Source organism: Chitinophaga sp. 9-1-y, assembly GCF_059511905.2.
In genome coordinates this window covers 5,228,179-5,250,993 of record NZ_CM197955.1, presented here as the reverse complement: position 1 = coordinate 5,250,993, position 22,815 = coordinate 5,228,179, and the positions used below count along the sequence as shown (strand labels likewise).

At 44.6% G+C, this 22,815-nt stretch carries 13 protein-coding genes and 1 tRNA gene; 13 read left to right on the top strand and 1 reads right to left on the bottom strand.

All coding sequences use genetic code 11. The features are described 5' to 3' along the window. Nucleotides 1-208: 208 nt before the first annotated feature. Nucleotides 209-856, bottom strand: coding sequence for a peptide-methionine (S)-S-oxide reductase MsrA (gene msrA, locus AC5ZC7_RS20705; protein WP_496156987.1), 648 nt, complete (start codon nt 854-856; stop codon nt 209-211). Nucleotides 857-1,286: 430 nt separating this feature from the next. On the opposite strand from msrA, the gene AC5ZC7_RS20700 reads away from it, so the two are divergent. From AC5ZC7_RS20700 to AC5ZC7_RS20640, 13 genes are all read left to right on the top strand, one after another. Next, the gene (locus AC5ZC7_RS20700; RefSeq protein ID WP_496156988.1) at nt 1,287-3,395 is read left to right on the top strand and encodes an endonuclease MutS2; all 2,109 of its coding nucleotides are present in this window, start codon (nt 1,287-1,289) and stop codon (nt 3,393-3,395) included. A gap of 125 nt (nt 3,396-3,520) precedes the next feature. Continuing rightward, the gene (locus tag AC5ZC7_RS20695; RefSeq protein WP_496156989.1) at nt 3,521-4,408 is read left to right on the top strand and encodes a helix-turn-helix domain-containing protein; all 888 of its coding nucleotides are present in this window, start codon (nt 3,521-3,523) and stop codon (nt 4,406-4,408) included. 342 nt (nt 4,409-4,750) lie between these two features. Beyond that, nucleotides 4,751-5,944 carry an efflux RND transporter periplasmic adaptor subunit gene (locus AC5ZC7_RS20690; protein ID WP_496156990.1) on the top strand — a complete coding sequence of 398 codons (1,194 nt, stop codon included), beginning with the start codon at nt 4,751-4,753 and terminating at the stop codon, nt 5,942-5,944. A gap of 136 nt (nt 5,945-6,080) precedes the next feature. Next, entirely contained in the window at nt 6,081-9,245 is a 3,165-nt protein-coding gene (locus AC5ZC7_RS20685) for an efflux RND transporter permease subunit (protein ID WP_496156991.1), read from the top strand. Between the two features lie 41 nt (nt 9,246-9,286). Beyond that, nucleotides 9,287-10,702: an efflux transporter outer membrane subunit gene (locus AC5ZC7_RS20680; RefSeq protein WP_496156992.1), complete on the top strand. Its 1,416-nt coding sequence runs from the start codon at nt 9,287-9,289 to the stop codon at nt 10,700-10,702. Between the two features lie 272 nt (nt 10,703-10,974). Next, a tRNA-Ser gene (locus AC5ZC7_RS20675) sits at nt 10,975-11,059 on the top strand. A 534-nt stretch (nt 11,060-11,593) separates the two neighbouring features. Further along, the gene (locus AC5ZC7_RS20670; RefSeq protein WP_496156993.1) at nt 11,594-11,980 is read left to right on the top strand and encodes a hypothetical protein; all 387 of its coding nucleotides are present in this window, start codon (nt 11,594-11,596) and stop codon (nt 11,978-11,980) included. Nucleotides 11,981-12,933: 953 nt separating this feature from the next. Then, nucleotides 12,934-15,255 (top strand): TonB-dependent receptor domain-containing protein, encoded by a 2,322-nt coding sequence (locus AC5ZC7_RS20665; protein ID WP_496156994.1) that lies wholly within the window; start codon nt 12,934-12,936, stop codon nt 15,253-15,255. A gap of 2 nt (nt 15,256-15,257) precedes the next feature. Beyond that, on the top strand, nt 15,258-16,136 hold the full coding sequence (locus AC5ZC7_RS20660) for an ABC transporter substrate-binding protein (protein WP_496156995.1): 879 nt from the start codon (nt 15,258-15,260) through the stop codon (nt 16,134-16,136). After that, nucleotides 16,114-17,145 (top strand): iron chelate uptake ABC transporter family permease subunit, encoded by a 1,032-nt coding sequence (locus tag AC5ZC7_RS20655; protein ID WP_496156996.1) that lies wholly within the window; start codon nt 16,114-16,116, stop codon nt 17,143-17,145. The genes AC5ZC7_RS20660 and AC5ZC7_RS20655 overlap by 23 nt, the downstream gene beginning before the upstream one ends. Next, nucleotides 17,145-17,918 carry a heme ABC transporter ATP-binding protein gene (locus tag AC5ZC7_RS20650; protein ID WP_496156997.1) on the top strand — a complete coding sequence of 258 codons (774 nt, stop codon included), beginning with the start codon at nt 17,145-17,147 and terminating at the stop codon, nt 17,916-17,918. The genes AC5ZC7_RS20655 and AC5ZC7_RS20650 overlap by 1 nt, the downstream gene beginning before the upstream one ends. A gap of 35 nt (nt 17,919-17,953) precedes the next feature. Then, nucleotides 17,954-18,472 (top strand): hypothetical protein, encoded by a 519-nt coding sequence (locus AC5ZC7_RS20645; protein WP_496156998.1) that lies wholly within the window; start codon nt 17,954-17,956, stop codon nt 18,470-18,472. 52 nt (nt 18,473-18,524) lie between these two features. Then, nucleotides 18,525-22,799, top strand: coding sequence for a discoidin domain-containing protein (locus AC5ZC7_RS20640; protein ID WP_496156999.1), 4,275 nt, complete (start codon nt 18,525-18,527; stop codon nt 22,797-22,799). Nucleotides 22,800-22,815 lie beyond the last annotated feature (16 nt).

Here is a 22,815-nt window from a genome sequence, read left to right as displayed (position 1 = left end):
GGATTTTGTCTTTGTACAGGATTAAACTGATTAGACTGATTTTTTATTTTGATTTTCCGGGTAATAAAGAAGGGAGATGAAAGCAGGTATATGCTTACATCTCCCTTCTTTTAAAATCTTTAAAATGTAATCAGTCTAATCAGTTTAATCCTGTACAAAGACAAAATCCGCGTTAATAACTTTATGCCTTCTGCCTGCTGCTCCCGAATTACAGCCCTTTCTTCAAATGGCCGGCAAATGCTTTTCTGAATTTCTCCAGTTTGGGTTTGATCACAAACGTGCAGTAGGGCTGAGATCCGTTTTGATTATAATAGTTTTGGTGGTAATCTTCTGCCTCATAAAAAGTGGTCAGGGGAGCTATTTCCGTCACAATGGGCTTGTTGTAGGCCCCTGATTCCTGTAATTTCTTCTTATACAAGGTGGCTTTTTCCTTTTGTTCCTCGCTATTATAAAAAATAACGCTACGATACTGGGTGCCTACATCGTTGCCCTGCCTGTTCAGCTGGGTAGGGTCGTGGCTGAGCCAAAATGCCTGCAGCAGCTCTTCGTAGCTGACTTTGGCAGGATCATAGGTGACCCGGATAACTTCCGCATGACCGGTAGTGCCGGTGCAAACCTGTTCGTAAGTAGGATTAGCGACGGTGCCGCCGGCAAAGCCGGATTCTACTTTAATGACGCCGTCCAGTTCCTGGAATTGTGCTTCTGTACACCAGAAGCAGCCGCCCCCAAAGGTAGCAGTAGCTGTTTTTTGACCTTTGCTTACTTCCATATCACCGGGTACTTTGTCCTTATTGCTTTGTGCGCAGGCAAAAAGTGCCATTGCAATCAGACAAATGAATATTGAATATTTTCTCATAAAATAAAATTTCAAAGATGCAGATTATTTTTATATGACTATAAAGCAATACTGTAAAGGGATTGCAGCCTGTATGAGCATCTTTATAGCCCCTGCTTTCTTTATAATTTACGTAATAAATGATGCAGGAGTACGACAAGTTAAGTAACTTTAACATTCTTTTGGAGTTTCCAGGTGCCCGTGGGGCTTCAGAGATACCTTATAAAACATACGTCAGCAGCAGCAGGAACCGATATAATAAGCCGGGTGTAACCGGATAACGTTTGATAGCATAATGACAAAAACGATGGACAAGAATTAAGATTTTTCCCGGATAAAGCTTCCCCCGCCACCTTGATGGCAGCGCCTTTACGCGCCTGATTGTAAACCTTTTACACAGACACAAACAACGGACGATTGTTTGTGCCTTCTTACTTTAAATAAAGAACACTTGAAATATTTTCCTGAATCTGCGTTGATGCAGTTGGAATTCGATAAAGTACAGGCATTGCTGCAAGAGCATTGCAAAACAGAACTGGGCAAGGAAATGGCTTCGGAACTGCGCCTGCACACGCATATAGATTACGTTAAAACTGCCCTCCAACAGGCACATGAATATAAGCAACTTACCTTGTTGCAGGAGAATTTCCCGAACGATTCCATCCTGAACCTGAAAAAGGAATTGCGGTTGCTGTCTATCGAAGGCGCCGTACTCACCGGGGAACAGGCTATGTTGCTGCGCAAGCTGGCAGAAAGTATGCATAGTATCGTTCGCTTTTTTGATCACGACCGCCGTATCCAGTACGGAGGCCTTTTTGAGGTGATCAAAGACACTCATTACGAGAAAAAAATTACGGCCACCATTGATGAAGTGCTGGACGAATTGGGACAGGTAAAAGACAATGCCTCCCAGGAACTGGCCAAAATCCGGATGTCGCTGTTCCGTAAACGAACAGAGCTACGCAGGATTTTTGACCGTATTCTCCAGAAATTGCAGAAACTGAACTATTTGGCTGACCAGGAAGAAGCCTTCCTGAACGGCCGCCGGGTAGTAGCAATTTATGCAGAAAACAAACGGATGGTGAAAGGGCTCATTCACGGGGAGTCAGATACCCGTAAAACCGCTTTTATGGAGCCGGAAGAAACGATTGAGCTTAATAATGAAATACAGTCGCTCGAAAGGGAAGAAGGCCGCGAGGTATATCGTATCCTCAAAGCCATGACAGCGGCGCTCAGTGGCTATTCGGGGTTATTGAACAGCTATCACCTCATTCTGGGCACTTACGACTTTATCCGTGGGAAAGCCAAACTGGCCCTGGATATGGACGCCAATTACCCGATGCTGGTGCCTACTGCCCAGTTAAACCTGATCCAGGCCTATCACCCGCTATTGTTTCTCTATAACCAGAAAAACAAGAAGCCCACGATCCCGGTAAATATCGACCTGGATAAGGACGCACATATCCTGGTGATCAGTGGACCCAATGCCGGTGGTAAAACGGTGACATTGAAAACCATCGGGCTGATACAGCTGATGTTGCAGTCGGGTTTGCTGGTACCGGTACACCCTTCTTCCCAGATGGGAATCTTCAAACAACTGATGATCCATATCGGGGATACCCAGTCGATCGAGTTTGAGCTGAGTACTTACAGTTCTCACCTGAAGAACATGAAATATTTCATGGAAAACGCCAACGGCAAAACCCTGTTCTTCATTGACGAGCTGGGTAGTGGTTCCGATCCTAACCTGGGTGGTGCTTTTGCGGAGGTGATCATGGAGGAGCTGGCGAAGAAACATGCTTATGGTGTGGTAACAACGCACTACCTCAACCTGAAAGTGATGGCCAATAAAGTAAAGGGTATCATTAACGGGGCCATGGGCTTTGACGAAGCGACTTTGTTGCCGATGTACAAGCTGATGGTGGGTAAACCGGGTAGCTCCTATACTTTCTCTATTGCGGAACGTATTGGGTTGCATCCTTCGTTGATTGCCCGTGCGAAGAAACTGGTAGATGAAGGACATTTCCAGCTGGATAAACTGTTGAACAAAGCGGAACAGGATCTGCAGAAAGTAGAAAGTAAAGAAAAAGACCTGCAGAAATTACTGAAGGAAAATGAGCGTTTGAAGAAGGAGTATGAAGTGTTGGCAGATAAAGAACGCAAGCAGCAACAATATACCCTGTTGAAATTACAGAACCAGATTAAGGAAGACGACTTGCAGTATCTGAAAGATATGGAGCGCAAGCTGAAGCAGATCGTGATTGAATGGAAACGTGCGGACGATAAAGAAAAGGTGATGAAGCAGGCAGAAATATTGTTGTTCCGTCGTCGTGAAAAACAGCATACTGAGCAGCACAATAAGAAGGTGCAGGAGAAGTTCCAGGAAATAAAAGGCCAGGTAGAAGTAGGGATGCAAGTGAAAATTGTAACGAACCGGCAGGTAGGTAAGGTGCTGGAGATCCGTGACAAGCGTGCCATTGTGAAGATTGGTAATATTCCTATCAATGTGAAGTTAAGTGACCTGGTGCTGGTGCAGGAGAAAGTAGAAGAAGGGAAATGATATAGGTAATCATCGGATGGGATATAGAAAATATCTATGCCGCGTATAGTTGGAGTATAGATATTTAATCAGCTACCTTTACTTCGTTGAATTTAAATGATTGTTACCGATAAAGTATTAAACCAATGGAAGTATTAGAAAGTGTTGTAACACGCATTTCGAATGTACCGGTTTATAACTGTGATTATGCCAACGGCGCTAACTTTTTCATGGGGGAGTGGAGTGGCTGTGAAGGGTGTGTAGATGCGATGAATGTGCCTCACCGGCATAACGGATATAGTATAGATATATTAATTAAAGGACGTATTAGTCAATCCATTGATTTCAAGCATTTTGAAATGGAGGCGCCGGCATTGATGCTGATGGAACCTAACCAGGTGCATCAGCATGAGATGAGTGAGGATGCTGAACTAATCAATATTTATTTTACTAACGACTTCCTGGTACCTGAAATGCAGGGAGTTGTTAGTTGCTGGCGTTGTATATTCAGTTCGGGGATGGTACCGTTGAATGAAGAGCAGCTGGAGGAAGTGTTGGCTTATACGGACCTGATCCGGAAAGAATATAACAGTGATAAATTACGGAAGGATGCCATCATTCGTAACCTGGTGAATGCTTTTGTGATTGCATGTGGACGGATTTCTGAGCCATCGGGGAACTGGATGAATGCGGAAAGTTCACAGTATAATATGGCCCGCCAGTTTAAGATACTGGTAGATCAGCATTTTCATGAGAAAGCGCAGGTATCTGACTATGCGGAAATGTTGTACGTTTCACCGGGACACTTAAATGACACGGTGAAAGCGTTGCTGGGGAGAAATGCGAAAAACATCATTGATGAAAAGCGTATTATGGAAGCAAAGCGGCTACTGTATTGGGGTGAGCACTCTATTAAGCAGATAGCATCGCAGTTGAATTTTGAGGATGATGCCTATTTTAACCGCTTTTTTAAGAAGCATTCAGGATATACGCCCGCATCATTTCAAAAGAGTATCCGTGAAAAGTACAATTAAACCCGTAATAATTTAAATGCCCGTTAACATTAAATATCTATTTTTGCATAGTGTTTAAAATAATGATGTCGCCCGTGCATCATTCAAAATTTGAAAACCGATGAGAATTTTTTAGCGGCCCACCGCACATCTTCAATTTCTTTTTTACAGTAGTAACAAATTGCTGTACTCAAACGTACCATGTGCTGTAAGCATGTACGTGTCTGAGTGTCGCGGGGCTGCCTACCTGTATTTTACCACCCAATGCTGTCACTGATATTGATTGCTGCGAAGCAAGGCTGCGTTTTATTGGCCTGATTCGTTAAGGGGAATTTTATTGTTAGTAGTTAAAAAAAAAGTAGTATGAAACCATTGAAATCAACATTGACCACTTTGCCGGCAGGCTTACTTTATAGTTTTTTTGTTCTTTCGGTATTGTCTGCCTGCAGCACATCACAGGCAAAAAATGAGGCACCACCGCCAGTATCTTTACCGGTAATTAAAGCAGTGACATTACCTGCTACAACGTTTCAGGATTTCTCTGCTTCGGTAGAAGGAACCCGTGATGTGGAAATAAGACCACAGGTAGACGGTTATCTAACGGATATTTCAGTAGATGAAGGTGCTTACGTTAGAAAAGGTCAAACACTTTTCACGATCGACAGAAGACCATATGCAGAGCAACTCAACAATGCCACTGCAAATTTACAAGCTGCAACAGCGGCATTGGAGAATGCACAAATCAACGTTGATAAATTGAAACCGCTACTTAGCAATAATGTGGTATCGGATGTTCAATTAAAATCTGCAGAAGCAAGTTACAATTCAGCGAAAGCTGGCGTTGCCCAGGCAAAGGCCCAGGTAGAAGCCGCCCGTATCAATCTTGGGTTCACAAATATTACCGCACCCAGCGATGGTTATGTAGGTAGTATTCCCTTTAAAACGGGAAGTCTTGTTAGCAGAGGCATGGCAGGCGCATTGACTACTATTTCTGAAGTAAAGGATATGCGTGTTTATTTTTCTTTGAGTGAAACCGATTTCCTCAAATTCAAGGAAAAATATCCAGGTAATAGCGTTGCTGAAAAAGTAAAAGGAATGCCAGCAGTAGAATTAATCCTGGCAGATGGCAGTGTTTATCCTGAAAAAGGAAAAGTTGAAATAGTGGAGGGCCAGTTTGACAAAACTATTGGTGCAATTAGTTTACGTGCCAGCTTTCCGAATGCACAGGGTGTACTTAGAAGTGGTAGTACCGGTAAAGTCAGAGTACCTACTTTACATGCTGCAGCATTGGTAATTCCTCAGGAAGCTACGTTTGAATTGCAAGACAAAGTGTTCGTTTATACCGTGGCCGATAGTAATAAAATCGTTACAAAACCACTCACCATTTCCGGCAAAACGTCTAATTATTATTTTGTTACTGATGGTGTAAAAGAGGGAGACAAGATTGTATTATCTTCTCAATCTACCATGATGATGGGCGGTTTAAAAGATGGCGTTGTTATTCAGCCACAGATGGTATCTACAGATAGTTTGTTGAAAGCAAAACCGTTGCTTTAAAATATTAAGCGTGAAAGCACGCCAGTGTTAAGAACGTTTACACAAAACATTATTCAAATTGTGACGCAGGCAGTGTTGTTACACACATGCACTGTTTGTGTCTGCGCGGACATACCGCAACCCATAATTGTTATTTATGTTAAAACGATTTATTGAAAGGCCGGTATTATCTACGGTTATTTCTATTATATTGGTTATACTGGGAGGGTTGTCTTTATTCTCCCTGCCTACGGCCTTATTTCCTGAGATTGCGCCGCCATCTGTACAGGTGATCGCCAATTACCCTGGCGCCAACGGGGAGGTGATATCCCGTACAGTTGCTACCCCGATAGAAGAATCGGTAAATGGTGTGGAGAACATGACGTACATGACCTCCAATTCCAACAACGATGGTAGCTACATCCTGACAGTTTTTTTTAAACAAGGAACGGATCCTGATATTGCGGCAGTAAACGTACAAAACCGCGTATCTAAAGCGAATAGCCAGCTACCTCCCGAAGTATTACAAGCCGGGCTTTCTACACAGAAAGTGCAGAGCAGCTTCCTGATGTTTGTGGCGTTATATAGCGAGGACAGTGTTAAGTATAACGAACTGTTCTTAAATAACTATGCAAGAATTAATATCATCCCTCAGTTACAACGTATACCAGGGGTGGCACAGGTACAGCCATTTGGTTCAAAAGACTATTCGATGCGTATCTGGTTGAAACCTGACAGGCTTGTTGCTAATAATCTTTCTACCACAGAAGTGATGAATGCGATCAGAGATCAGAACGTAGAAGCTGCACCAGGTCGTTTGGGACAAAGTAGTAAGGAATCTTTCGAGTATATCATTAAGTACAAGGGAAAGTTGAGCAAGCCCGAAGAGTATGAAAACATGGTGATTAAGGCAAATAACGATGGTTCTGTTCTTCGTCTTAAAGATTTGGCCAGGGTTGAACTTGGTGGCTATACTTATACTGCCTCGAATTTGCTTGATGGCAAACCGGCTACTGGTTTTGGTATTGTGCAGACGCCAGGTTCCAATGCCAATGAAATTCTTACCGAACTGGAACGACAGATTGGAGAGTTTGATAAGGGGTTACCCGGTGGTATGAAGTTTAAGATCATGTACAACTCGAAGGAATTTTTGGATGCATCTATCGACCAGGTAAAAGAAACACTGATCATTGCGTTCGTCCTTGTGGCCATCGTGGTTTTCATTTTCCTGCAAGATATGCGCTCTACATTGATCCCGGTAATTGCTGTTCCCGTTTCGATTATAGGTACCTTCTTCTTCTTACAATTATTTGGCTTTAGCATTAACCTGCTTACATTGTTCGCATTGGTACTGGCTATTGGTATTGTGGTGGATGATGCAATTGTGGTGGTAGAGGCCGTACACTCAACGATGGAACGTGAGCATTTAGCGGCAAGAGAGGCAACCGTTAAAACGATGAGTGAGATATCCGGTGCGATTGTTTCGATCACATTGGTAATGGCAGCAGTGTTTGTGCCAGTGAGCTTTGTACAAGGCCCTGCAGGTGTATTCTATAAACAATTCGCCTTTACACTGGCCATTGCTATCTTTATTTCTGCGGTGAATGCGTTAACGCTAAGTCCGGCGTTGTGTGCTTTATTCTTAAAGAACCAGCATATAGGCGAAGGTGGAAAGAAAAAAGGCTTTGGCGCCCGCTTCTTCGATGCGTTTAATAACGCTTTTAATGCCATGACGGCAAGATATATACGGAGCATCAAATTTCTGCTGAAAAACAGATGGGTGGCCATTACCGGATTATTGCTTGTGGTGGTTGCCACATTTTGGCTGATTAAAACAACACCTACCGGGTTTATTCCAGATGAGGATCAGGGGTTCGTGGTTGGTATTACCCAAACACCTCCCGGTAGTTCACTTAGCAGAACGGAGAATGCAACAAGTCAGATTAGTAAAATTGTGATCAAAGATGAGGGTGTGAGCGATGTATGGGCTGCAAATGGGATGAACTTCGTAACAAATGCGAACGCTTCCCCTAATGCTGCAATATTTGTAAGGTTGAAAGATCGTAAGGAGAGAGGTGTTGTAAAAGACCCGACTGCTATTGCTGGCGGTTTGTTAGGGAAATCAATGCAAGTACATGATGCCTTAACTTTTTTTGTTGGTTTTCCAACAATACAGGGTTTCGGTAACGTGAGCGGGGTAGAAATGATGTTGCAGGACAGAACAAACGGATCACTGGAGAAATTAGCAGGAACGGCATGGGGTTTTGTTGGTGCATTAAGTCAGCGGCCGGAAGTGGCAAGTGCGTTCACTACTTTTAGTACGGGTAATCCACAGTACACAATTGATATAGATGAGGTAAAAGTGAAACAATTGGGAGTATCTGTTAGTGAATTGTTGAATACACTGCAAACCTATTATGGTAGTAGTTTCGTTTCAGACTTTAACCGTTTCGGAAAATATAGCCGTGTAATGGCGCAGGCCGATATTTCATACCGGATGGATAAAAGTTCGTTGGATGCTATTTATGTAAAGAACAACCTGGGTACGATGGTACCGGTAAGTACAGTGGCCAAATTAACACGTGTATATGGCCCGGAAACAGTTACACGAAACAACCTGTATACTGCTGTTACCATTAATGCTACACCCAAACCAGGTTATAGTACCGGTGATGTAATTAAAGCCATTGGAGAAGTATCGAAAAAGGCATTGCCACAAGGATATGCCCATGAGTTTACGGGTATTTCGAGGGAAGAGATAAGAGCGGGGAACCAAACTGCGTTCGTGTTTTTACTGAGTGTATTGTTTGTATTCTTCCTGCTGGCTGCACAGTATGAAAGCTATATCCTGCCACTGGCAGTAATCCTTACTGTACCTACGGGTATATTAGGTGTATATAGTTTCATTGGCTTTAGCGGCATAGAGGGCAATATCTACGTACAAATAGGTATGATCATGCTGATAGGATTATTGGCTAAAAATGCGATCCTGATTGTGGAGTTTGCCCTACAACGGCGAAGAGCGGGTTATAAGCTTGTTGACGCAGCTTTGGAAGCAGCACAGCTTCGTCTTCGTCCAATATTGATGACTTCCTTTGCCTTTATTGTTGGTATGTTGCCATTAATCTTTACACAAGGTGCATCTGCCAAAGGCAATCATTCAATTGGTTGGAGTACTGTAGGTGGTATGTTTACCGGGGTGGTCCTGGGGATATTCATCATACCTGTGCTGTTTGTAATTTTCCAGTACCTGCAAGAGAAAATCAGCCGTAAGCCGATAGTGGAAGTGGACGCAGAACATGCAGCAAAGCTGGTACACTAAAATATTAGCATTATCTATTATCAGAATCAGAAAAAAGACAAATGAAAACAAGTTATAGCTCATTTTTAATTCTGTTGTCCTTAGTTGTAGGGTTGGCAGCTTGCCGGGTTGGCCGCAATTACGAGCGGCCCCCAGTGGCGCTGCCCCAGCAGTTTGGGACCGTGGCTCCTTCCGATACCAACAGCATAGCAGAAATAGAATGGAAGAAATTTTTTACCGATGCTACCTTGCAGCAGTTGATAGATAAAGCCGTTACCGGCAACTACGACCTGCAACTGGCCGTGAAAAGAGTAGAGGCTGCGCAGGCTTACCTGAAACAGGCAAAAGTGGCATGGTTGCCAGCTTTTAATGCAACGGCATCTGCCAGCACCAACTTCCCGTCCAAGAATAGTTTCACAGGCCTGAACCTCTCCGCAAATAACCTGGGAGATCACCTGGAAGACTTCAACCTGGGCGTGGGAATGTCATGGGAAATAGATATCTGGGGTAAAATACGCCGTCAGAAAGAGGCCGCACTGGCTACTTACCTGCAGTCGTATGAAGGTGCACATGCCGTGCAAACAGGCCTGGTAGCTGCTGTTGCCAACAGCTACTTCAACCTGCTGATGCTGGACAACCAGTTGGCCATTGCCCGCAGAAACCTGGAGTTAAGCGATACCATTGTAAAAATGATCCGTTTACAGAAAGCTGCCGGTGAAGTGACCGAGCTGGGCGTACAACAGGCCATTTCACAGCAACAGACCGCAGAACTGCTGGTACCACAACTGGAACAAGGCATTGCCATCCAGGAAAATGCACTGCGTATTTTAACCGGTGAACTACCGTCCACCATTACACGTAGCAGCAGCCTGGCTACTTTCCAGGTAGCAGATGCCTTGCCAACCGGTATTCCGGCTGCCATGATCAGTCGCCGCCCGGATGTACGCGCCAGCGAAATGGGGCTGGTAGCAGCTAATGCCCTGGTAGGCGCAGCACAAGGCAATATGTACCCCACGCTGACCATCACCGGTAATGGTGGCGTAAATGCCTTCAAAGCCAGCAATTGGTTTAACTTACCTGCTTCCCTGTTCGGTACCGCAGCGGGTGGACTTACACAGCCCATTTTTCAGCGCCGTGCCCTGAAAACACAGTTGGAAGTAGCTAAAATACAACGGGAACAAGCCGTTATCCAGTTTAAACAATCCGCGTTGAACGCAGTAGGAGAGGTGAGTGATGCACTGGTAAAACTGGATAAAGTAAAAGTTCAGCAGGAAATAGCAGTAAGACAGGTAAATACTTCCCAGCTGGCGGTTCAACAGGCTCAATTGCTGTTCCGCAGCGGTATGGCTAACTACCTGGAGGTGATCACCGCACAGGGACGTTCCCTGCAAGCAGAACTGGCTAAGGCCGACATTGATCGCCAACGCTTAACTGCCATGGTAGATTTATACCGCTCTTTAGGTGGCGGTTGGAAATAAGATATCAGGAAAAGGATAAGAAACAATACTGCACTGTAGCAGTGGATAATAAGAGTAATACTGCCTGATGGCAGACGGGAATAATTAATGACGAATTACGGATTAAAGCGAAGATCAAAAGACGAATTTTTGAATCAATGCCCGGTAAAAACATCGCTTTAGGTCCGTAGTTCGTCATTTGTATTTTGTATATCCGCTCTGGTGGCTGATTTGAAAATTTTCTGCAAATTTTTTTTTATTTTCAAATTCTTTTATACTTTTGCAACCCACACGGAGAGTTGGCAGAGCGGTCGATTGCGGCAGTCTTGAAAACTGTTGACTGTAACAGGTCCCGGGGTTCGAATCCCTGACTCTCCGCTAGCAAACAAGAAGCCTTTGGTTTATGACCAAAGGCTTTGTTGTTTTTGGGATATTGCGTTAGTCTTATGGCAAATGATGCTCTTCGTCCACTTCTCCTTTAAGTCCTTCTATAATTATGTTGTTGAGTGCAGCTGCTGTCTTAAATGCAGGATGATTCTATTTAGCATGAGGTTCAGATTTTAGTTTGATGTTGTTGGAAAGAAATTGGGTAAAATATGCTGGCTCCAAATGTTTAACAGCTATATTATCATTGGCACTTCATTGGTACACAAGAAAAAGTAGCTTAAAAAATATTAATGATGTCTGTTAAAATAATATTGATGTTGGTTAAAATATCACTTTAATTGAAATCGAAAAAGCCTACCTTTTGCTTACCAAAATATTTCATTCAATTTCAGCCAAAACACCCAAACAATATCCAGGCAATCCTGATTTTCATACCCAACTTTTGCAACAGTAAATTTATATAAACGCGGTCTCAGAAAGAGATTACAACAAATCACGCTTTAAAACCATTTTCAAACAATTACTATGAAAAAGCTATCATTTTTATTCCTCTTCGCGTTCGTAACACTTACGTTATCTTCATTTACACCAAAAGATGGTAATAAAAATATAACCCATACAGCAGCTGTTGCTCCTACCGGGACAGCGCTTGGTTATATTGTTGAAGGAAATTACGTTTTTACTTTTTTTGCTGACTTATCCAAACCTGCTCCTCAGCCCATTACTTATATTGAAGTAAGTAGTGCAACTACTGGCCTGGATTATACCGTGGTAAACTATTCAGGAACTGTGCGCCATTGGAAATTTTTGCAGTATCAGATCAATGGTACAGCAAGTGTGCAGTTTTATGATGGTAGTACACTCGTATCAAAAGATCTGACCGGTGTAATTCAGGGTGGAATTTTGCCATAATAAAATTATTGGATTTACTGTTGATGCCCTGAGATACGAAATAAATGTCTCAGGGCAATTTATTGCCAGACCTGCAACAATATGGATCCTTACATTATAAAAGTTCACTAAGAAACATTAAAAGTGGAATAAGGGGTTCGATTGGTGTCCCTGACTCTCCGCTAGCAAACAAGAAGTCTTTGGTTTATGACCAAAGGCTTTGTTGTTTTTTGGGGTAACTTCTATTTGGAAATAGCATTGATATTATTATGTTATGGTGTTTCCGTTATATCTGCTCCATTAAAATATTATCTGGCGGTTAAAAGCTTCGTTTTGTTGTACTGATCACATTCACACCAACTGGCGGTTACATTTGTATGATAATTGCTTCCTGAAACAATATATAATTGTCATAAAAAATAAACAAAGAAAGAAAGGCTATGATCCAATAAATTTTTTTATTAGCTTTATTTTAATATAAACAACCAATTTCTGAAGCCGAATCTAAGAGATCAGCGAAAAAAAACTGCTTAATACCGGAGTACCACGGGAAAAGTAACCCTAAGCAGGTTAGATACATTAGCGCAGCGAGAGATATTAATTTGAGCATTATTGTAATAGCGCTGTACCGAAACTGACGAGAGATACTTCTATGAATCAAAAAGACTTTGTGAATCCGATTTTACTGTGAATCAATGAACTAATACAAGTTGTTTTCAGCAACTATTGTAATAGCGCTGTACCGAAACTGACGAGAGATACTTCTATGAATCAAAAAAGACTTTGTGAATCCGATTTTACTGTGAACTAATGAATTAATACAAGTTGTTTTCAACTTTTAACCGCGTTATTCATGTAATTAACCAAATCACATATAAATAATGAGAAAATTTACTTTCCGGCTATAGCATAGCTATGCCCAACGGTGTCGTATGCCCGCTAAAATTCTAACACAAACCCAAAATAATTACCTGATGAAAACCCTGATTAATTGTTTACTGGCGACAGTACTGTCGCTCCATAGTTATGCCCAACAGGCAATACATGGGAAAGTATATGATATCTACACACAGGTTCCGATTAAAGGTGCCTGCCTGTATGCCAATGGTAAATTGATGTCTTCAACAGACATCAATGGCAGTTTTAGTATAACATGTTCCAACTGCACTGTAACGATAATAGCTATGGGATATGATACGCAAACGGTCCCCGTTAAGAACAGCAGTACTCAACTGATGATCGGACTTACTGCCGCATCCTATAATCTAAATGAAATAATGGTGGATGCGGGTAAAATCAACGTCAACCCGCTGCAGCCGAGATCTGTAGCCGTACTCACTAACCAGGACCTGCACCGCAATGACGGCCTCTTTCTCGAAAATTCGTTGAACCTGGTGCCTGGCGTACGCATGGAAAAAAGAACGATGTCCGGTGGTCAGCGTATTACCATCCGGGGATATGGTAACGGTACCAATTTTAATGGCACCGGCTATAAGGCTTATCTGAACGGCATTCCCGTCACCGATGCAGAAGGTACTACCATCCTCGATGATATTGATTTCTCCGTGTTGGGAAAGGTGGAAGTGATCAAGGGACCGGCTTCCAGTTTGTATGGCAGTGGCATTGGTGGCGTATTGAAAATGTATACCCTGAAGCCGGCTACTTATGGCACCCGTATCTCACAGGAAGTGCTGGCCGGCAGCTATGGTTTGTTCAGGACTAACACCCGGATAGAACACGCAGACGAAAAATCATCTGTTATGCTCAACTACGGCCATCAGAACTACGATAGCTACCGCATACAAAGTGGCTCCAAAAAAGACTTTGTTTCCTTCATCGGTGACTTTCATAGCAATGATAAGCAAACACTGTCTGTTTATGTTGCCTATAACAATTCGAACGATCAGTTGGCCGGACAGTTGGATAGTATACAGTTTGCACAACGGAAAGATACTGGAGAAGTCCCCTATCTGAAAAATAAAGGTTATGTATCTTTCGAATCTTATCGCGCAGGAATTTCCCATAACTATCAATTTTCCGGGAAGGTTGATAACCTCACCAGCGCCTGGTTTACCGGGTATAAACAATCACAGGCCTTTGCAGTAGGTTTGTCCGGGAACATGGTACAGAACCTGGGCGCACGTACCGCATTCGGGTTTCATTTTACCGGCCGTACCCTCACCCTGCATGGCAGCGTAGGTGCTGAATACCAGAAAACAAATTCCTTCAAAAAAAGCTATGGACTAGCCAATAATATTACAGGTCCACTCACGGGAGATCTTGAATTATCTGCTATGCAGTACAATATTTTTACCCAGTGGGAATTGAAACTGCCGAAGGAATTTATATTCACCGCCGGCGTGAGCAATAATTATATTGAATATAGCATCACCGATCGCCTCACCAACAGTGCCAATCCTGCACATAAGGACCAATCGGGTCATAAAACATTTACGCCGGTACTTACGCCGCAAATCGGTGTACTGAAAGCGCTGAATGAAAATGTGTCGGTGTATGCCAGTGTCAGTAAGGGGTATTCTCCTCCTGTATCCGGACAGGTGGTTATTCCGCAGATTAGCCAGGTGAATACGGCCTTACGGCCCGAAAAATCTATACAATATGAAGCTGGTGCAAAAGGTACCCTGTTGCATAAAAACCTGGCGTTCCAGGCAGCTGTATTTGATATGGAGATAACAGATAAGCTTACCTCACAGGCTATAACAGACAATACCGGCTCCGTCCTGTACGCTATTACCACCAATGCCGGCAGGCAGCAAAACCGTGGTATAGAAGCAACGGTATCTTACACGATTAAGCCTGCACACCCGAAGGTATTCTCGCTAATACAGCCATTTGCAAGCTATACTTATTCCAGCTTTACCTATAAGCAGTTCCGCAGCGATAATAACAATAATGCCAAAACCATTGACTACAGTGGCAACAAGGTATCCGGTGTACCACCTCAACTCCTGAATGCAGGCGTGGATTTCATTTCCCAATGTGGTATTTATCTGAACACCACGTGGCAGTTTGTAGATAAGATGCCGATCACTTATGATAACCGACATTACGCAGACGCCTATACGCTATTGCAGGCTAAATTAGGTTACCGTCATGCTATCGGTCAGCATTTTCAGTTGGACGTATTTGCTGGCGGCAACAACCTCACCGGCAGCCGGTACTATACGATGGTATTTTTGAATGCCAACTTCAGTGGCGCTACTCCCAATATTTACTTACCTGGTCCTTATAAAGCTAACTGGTATGGTGGGTTCAATCTCAACTATAAATTTTAATCATGAATAAGAACATACTCCTCGCATCAGTGGTGCTGCTGCTAACTTCCTGCGGACGATTTGGACATCAGACGCTGCTCCATAATGACAGTACCCGCATTGTTTGTTTATCGAAGCAATATAATGAAGTGATTTACGCATTGGGTGCAGAAAAAGACCTGGTAGCAGTAGATCTCTCCAGTACCTACCCGCCAGCCATCAAAGCACTGCCTACAGTTGGCTATCACCGCGCACTCAGCGCAGAAGGATTATTGGCGCAACATCCAACGTTGGTGATACACGATAATAATATTGGGCCGGAGCAGGTAATGCGACAACTGGAAAAAATGAAAGTTCCTATGAAAACTTTTATGGACAGCGTATTCACCATAGCGCAGGATAAATCCATGATACAGCAGCTGGGTGGGTATTTTCACAAAGAAAGGCAGGCGGATAGTCTCTGTAAAAAACTGGATACAGAAATGAACCAGGCGCTGACTAACGTACACCAATATACGGATACGCCCAAAGTGGTTATTATTCATTTTGGACGAGCCATGAATATTTACCTGGCGCTTACGCAGAAAAGCACCGGCGCTAAAATGGTAGAATGGGCCGGAGGACGCATTCCTATTGCTGGCGATAAAGGCATGCAGCAAGTATCGGCGGAACTTATTGCACAAGCTGATCCTGATGTAATATTACTGACCGATTTTGGTTATGACCGGCTGGGTACTTTCGAAAAAATAAAAGAGCTGCCAGGAGTTTCCGGCACCAAGGCGGCGCTTCATCATCGTATTTACAGGATAGAGGAGCACGATATCGTATACCTGGGGCCACGCACAGGCGCTAATGTGCTCACTTTTCAAAAACTGATACATGCAGCTAAACAAACAATATAGTGGCGTGTATCCGGTCCTGGTAGCATTGCTGATAGTAACGGCTTTGTTATCTGCCTGCTTTGGGGCTGTTAATATTAGTGCCGGTGAAATATATGACGCCATTTGTAAAACCATTACAGGACATGGCGACCTCTCCTTATATGAACGGATTTTTATGGAGATCCGTTTACCCAGAGTGCTTTTCTGTTTACTGGCCGGATCAGCACTGGCTGTAGGTGGTGTGTTATTGCAGGCGCTTTTCAGAAACCCCATTGTGGAACCAGGGCTGGTTGGTACCTCCAGCGGAGCTGCTTTTGGCGCAGCGCTTTATTTTGTATTAGGATCGTCGCTACATTTTAATGCCGGAGAATGGACACTCCCGATAGCAGCGGTGGCTGGTGCAACGGTGGCCACTTTCCTGGTACTGGGTTTATCTGAAACAAAGCAAAGTGGGAGAGCAGCTATCGGAACCCTCCTGCTGATGGGGATTGCGGTCAATGCATTATTTCTCAGTGGTACCGGTTTCCTTTCTTATTTAGCCCGTGATCCGCAGGCCCGGTCCATTACTTTCTGGAATTTGGGTACCCTTTCCGGCGCCAACTGGCATGCTGTTATCATCACTGCCGTAGTATTGGCGATCTGTTTCTGGCGCTCACTTTCGTATGCAAAACAATTGAATCTGCTGATCCTGGGTGAAGACGAAGCAATGCTGGCAGGTGTTTCCGTTCAACGGCTCAAAAGAGAAATACTCATCCTCAACGTCATCATGGTGGCGGTGGTTACTTCATTCACCGGTGTGATCAGTTTTATTGGATTGGTGGTTCCTCATTTGATGCGGATCTGGAAAGGTGCTGATCATCGCTACCTGATTATTGGTAGTGCATTGGCCGGCGCCATATTGTTAAGTCTGGCCGATATCGCCGCAAGAGTGTTATTACGTCCTGCTGAACTGCCGATTGGTATTGTTACCTCTGTCACTGGTGTGCCCGTTTTTATCTATCTGTTAAGGAGAAAAAAATATTATTACTGATGTTGGTAGTATCTGATCTGACCTACGCAGCGGGTAACAAGCTATTGTTACAATCTATTAACCTGAAACTGGATGCGGGTAAGCTGCATCTGGTAATAGGTCCTAATGGGGCAGGAAAGTCGACTTTATTAAAAGTGATAGGTGGACAAATAGCGCCTGCTTCCGGTACTATCCGATATGCAGATAAGAATATTTCCACATTTGGAAGTAAGGAACTGGCACGGATACGGGCTTCGCTTTCCCAGCACCAGGAATTATCATTCCCGTTAAAGGTATGGGAGGTGGTGATCATGGGGAGGTACCCTCATGGGCGGGATCACCCGGGCCAGAAGGATATGCGGTATTGCTGGGAAGCGATGCAGTTGTTTCACCTGGAAGCACTGGCCGGGAGGGATTATATGAGTTTGTCCGGAGGTGAAAAACAGCGGGTACACTTTGCCCGTATCCTATCGCAGATATGGGAGCCTGTTCCGGGTACCTGTCGTTATTTGTTTTTGGATGAACCACTCACTTTCCTGGATGTACATTATCAGTTTCATCTGATGAAGCTGTTAAAGTCGTTGTTGCAACAACCCGATTTGCTGATTGTTGGCGTAGTACATGACCTTAACATCGCTGCCCGGTTTGCCGACAACATCCTGTTGTTGCATCATGGGAAATTAATAGCACAAGGCAGCCGCGAAGAAGTGCTTACACCAGAAAATATACGACATGTATATCAGCTGGAGCCGGTGATCTATGAGAAAGATGACCGGTATTTTCTGGCCTTTTGAAAATGTATTTATTTACCTCACAACAACCAATGAAAATGAAAACAAAATCCGTAAAAAGACCGCTGTGGCGCTATGTTTTGCTGATGGCGCTTTTGCTTTCCTGCATGGTGTCACCCGCGCAGCAGCATGCCCGCCAAAGTACCAAAGCTCCCGAATGGATCGCCATGATGGATGATCCGAATGTCAACTTCTTTGTAATTGAAAAATCCTTTAATGACTATTGGAGAGGGAAGGAGTTACCGGTGGAAGAGGATGAAATACTGGATACCAAAAATAATTCAGAAAGAAAGCGCGGATTCCTCGGCTTATTTAAACGAAAAGAATCTGCTGCAAGAGAAGAAGGGCAGAAATATGCATTTGCCTATAAAAAGTACCAGTGGTGGCGAAGGCAGGTACTTCCCTATGTACAACCGGATGGTACTATTCTCAACAAGGATCAGCAAATACGGATCTGGCAGCAACAAAAGGAACTAAAGACCAATATTAACGCCAAGCAGGCCAGAGACAGGATGGAGAAAGAGCGGAAAGATACCAGTAACTCCCGGCAGCGCTAATAAGCATAGCACATGCGAAAAATAATTTTTCCATCAACCAGAAATAACTGAGATGTATATACGTAAATATCTATCACTAATTTTATCCGCCTGTCTGCTGCTATCATCAGCCGCATTTGCCCAAAACTATGGCAGTTGGCGGAATATAGGGCCGGTACTTTTCCCCATCAACTCTTCCGGTCAGATCAATGGTATAGGCCGCGTTACACAAATGAAATTTCACCCCACTACCTCCGGTACCATTTATGCCACCAGCGTATGGGGATTATGGAAAAGTACGGATACGGCCAATACCTGGTTGTTGCAGGGCACGGATGATCTTCCGAAAGCTTCCTGTGCCTCTGTGTGTATCGACAACACCAATGACCAGATCATTTACCTCGGCACAGGAGATCCCAACTATTATGGCACCTCTCTGGGCGTTTACAAAACAACGGATGGTGGGCAGTCGTGGTTGCCGGCCAACAGTAGCATTGGTACGCGTATGGCCGTGGAACTGCTGATGTCACCCACCAATCATAACGTATTGGTAGCCGCTACCAATGATGGCATCTGGAAAACTACTGATGGCGGTGTGTCCTGGTCGCAGCAACTGGTTGGCGGACAGTTTACCGACATGGTATTTAAAGCTGTTACTAACACGGCTACGTTGTTTGCGGTTACTATGGATGGCCATTTTTATACATCCAATAACATGGGAGATACGTGGACCGCTACCGCCATCACCTTGCCTGCAAATGGCGCCAACGGCACCAGGCTGGGCGTTACCCGTGCCGACTCCAACCGCGTATACGTAGGTATGGTAGGCTCCAACAACGGCTCCGCAGGAGGTGTTATTTACCAATCCACAAATGGAGGCACTTCCTTTACACAGGTGAAAGGTGATGTATCGCCCAATCTGAATGGCTACTCCAGCACCACTACGGGGCAGGGTAACTACAACTGGGCCATGTGCGGGGATCCCACCAATGCCAATACTGTATATGTTGTTGGTCACCTGATATGGAAAAGTACCAACGGTGGCAGCACCTGGACCCAAATGGAACCTAACTGGGCTTCTGTGATCCATACGGATATGCACGGTATTAAAGTAGATCCCTATAACAATAGCCGGCTGTTTAATTACAACGATGGTGGCGTATGGCTCTGTACTGATGGGGGTACTACCTGGACCCCAAAAAGCAACGGACTTTCTTCTACTGAAGTATACCATGCTTCCAATAGTCCTATCAGAAGAGATATGATCAGCATTGGTACCCAGGACAATGGAGAACTATACTATAAATATGCCGCCAATCCCTGGTTTACAAACAGAGGTGGCGACTGGGGCGCACGCTCCAACTTTGACTACAGCAATAATAGCCAGGTATATTATTACAATGGGAAAAGAAGATCGGTGACAGGCAGTGATGCCTCCTATAACCTGCCCTTCACAGGTACCAACAATATGCAGTTGGAATTCACACCACAAAATGTAAACATCGCTTTTGCCGCGGATACCGGTTTATGGCGCAGCGCCAATATTACCGTGGCCTCTCCGTCGTGGACCAATGTAGCCAGCGCAGCGGAGAAAATTAACGCGCTACAGATCAGCAATGTCAACGCCAATGTGGTATTCTACGTTACTACCAATCAGAAAGTATACAGCTCCCGTAATGCTACTGCAGCTACCCCCACTTTTACCAGCGTTACCGCACCGGCAGCTACCAATGTGGCCGCCAGCGTTACCACCATCTCCAGCGATACGAATGTGGTATACCTTGCCTGCGGCAGCCGTGTATACCGCTCTGGTGATAAGGGCAGTACTTATACTGATATCAGCGGAACCCTTCCACAGGTAAACGTGATCCGCCTGCTGGAAGACCGATACGCTACCAACGAAACTGTATACCTGGCTACCGCGCGTGGTGTGTATTACCGTAATAAAACCATGAACGACTGGGGACTGTATTCCATAGGACTCCCCACGGTAGCGGATATCACAGATCTTTTTGCTTATAATACCGGCAACGTCGACAGCAGTGAATTACGGGTAAGCTTTTATGGAAGAGGCGTTTTTGGTACTAAATTAGGCAACGCCATCACACCGCTGATTTCCTTTGCCGCCACGTCTATTGGTACCACTGCTGCGGGTACCAGCATATCTGGATGTAAGCCATATACCGATTACCCGGTGAACCTGACTATCAGCCCCGCGCCAACCGGAAATGCAAATGTGCAACTGGTGGTAGGCTCCACCTCCTCCGCCAGGCAGGGAGTTGATTTTGATGTAACCACCAACGGTAACTTCACCACTCCCAGCGATACCGTAATTTTTGCTTCCGGGCAAACTGCTCCACGAACCGTCACCATCAGGGTTTATGGCAGCAAAACAGATCCTTCCAGTAAATTCGCCCTGCTGACCTTCAGTGTCAACGGCACCACCAATGCGATGGCTAATCCAGCCGCGCAAACAGCGCGCGTGGATATCACCTATCCGGATGCCTCACCAGTAGGTGATACTGCTCTTGTGAACCTGACATATGGTAACGGTACCACAGGAGGAAGCGCTTCCAGTCCGTTCAACGGCACACAATCGGATAAGAAAGCACAAACCATTTATCCGGCCAGTGAACTTAGAGCAGCAGGCATACAAAAAGGATTTATCAACTCCATCTCCTACCATGTTATCTCCAGAACAGTGACCACTACGAGCACGTTCCAGAACTTTAATGTGGGAGTCGGACTTACACCACAGGCCACCTTCACTAACACGGTATTCGATAACAGTCCGCTTACCAGCGTATATGCAGGCACTATCAGCGTATCGGATACAGGCTGGATTCAGATACCTTTCTCACAACCTTTCTATTGGGACGGTTATTCCAACCTGCTCATCCAATCTTGTTACAATAATCCTGATGGCAATGACCAGGGAGATAACCTGGTAGCATCTCTCTCCGTAAGCGGGGCTAATCCTACGGCTTTCCAACGCCAGACCAGCGGCGCCGGCTGTACCTTTAATGCACCCGGTTACGGATCTACCAGGCCTAACCTGATCATCAATACCAGACCATCTGTTACATCAGTTGCCAGTGTATTAAACCGTAGTACCACCCAATATCTCGGGCCTAATGCAACCGTTTACTTCTCAGACACCAGCGGAGCTATTATCGCCAAAATACAGAATCTGACCAGTTTCGATTATGGGTGCACTACTGTAAAGATAGATAGGGCCGGCAGCAGCGCCGCTCCATTCTGGGATAGCACTACCGCACACTATCTGGCTTCTAAAACTGTAAAAATAACACCTGCCAATAACAATACTTCCGGCAAGGTTAGTGTAACGCTCTACTACAACCAGGCAGAGAAACAAGGTTGGACTACTGCTACCGCACAATCATGGGATACGATAAAGATGGTGAAGGAGATCAGTAACATCAGCAGTGTAACGCCAGCTAATCCTTATCCGGATGGCGCCGGCGGATTTGAGGTGAGTCGTGATTCCAGTGGTAAAAAAGGCGCTACTATTTATTTTGTTTCCGCTACGTTTAATACTGGCCTGGGGGGCTTTGGTGTAGGTATTCCTGGTACTCCACCAGCAACATCCAACTGTAATACACCTATACCACGTGCGCAATTAAGGATCTCCCAGTTCGATAGCCAGGAAACCGTTGGAGAAAATGCACCGGTTACCAATGTAATTGACGGCAATATTAATACCTTCTGGCATACACAATGGTACAACAGTACCGCACCAATGCCGCACTATGTATCCATCTATCTGGGTGGTTCTTATAACCTGAGCAAGCTTACCTACGTGCCAAGGCAGGCTGCTGTGAACGGCCGTATTAATGCGTACAAGGTAGAGGTAAGCGCAGATAGCCTTAGCTGGACACAGGTAGCCACCGGAAACTTCACCAACAGCACTGCGTCACAGGATGTCGTTTTCAGTCCTACTGTAAAAGCGAAATACGTGAAGCTCACCGCTACTTCGGAAGTGAATGGTAACGCCTGGACGTCTGTAGGAGAACTCTCCTTTACCGGTTGTCCGGATACGAGTCCTATGCTGAATAAGTTAAGTACTTTGTCAGCAGGCAACGTCAAAGTATACCCAACTTTGGTGCGGAGAGGAGAAACCTTCCATGTCCGGAACAGCGGATCCGGTACGATCCTGATGCAGTTGTATGATGTAAATGGAAGAATGATGAAGCGGGAATTGTTTAATAACAGCGCTAACATTCAAACCAGCGATCTGCCCGCAGGAATATATATCTATAGCATTTTCAGTAATAAACAGAATATGCGTAAACAAATCATGACAGGAAAAATTATTATAACGGAATAATATTTTTCCACTGGTA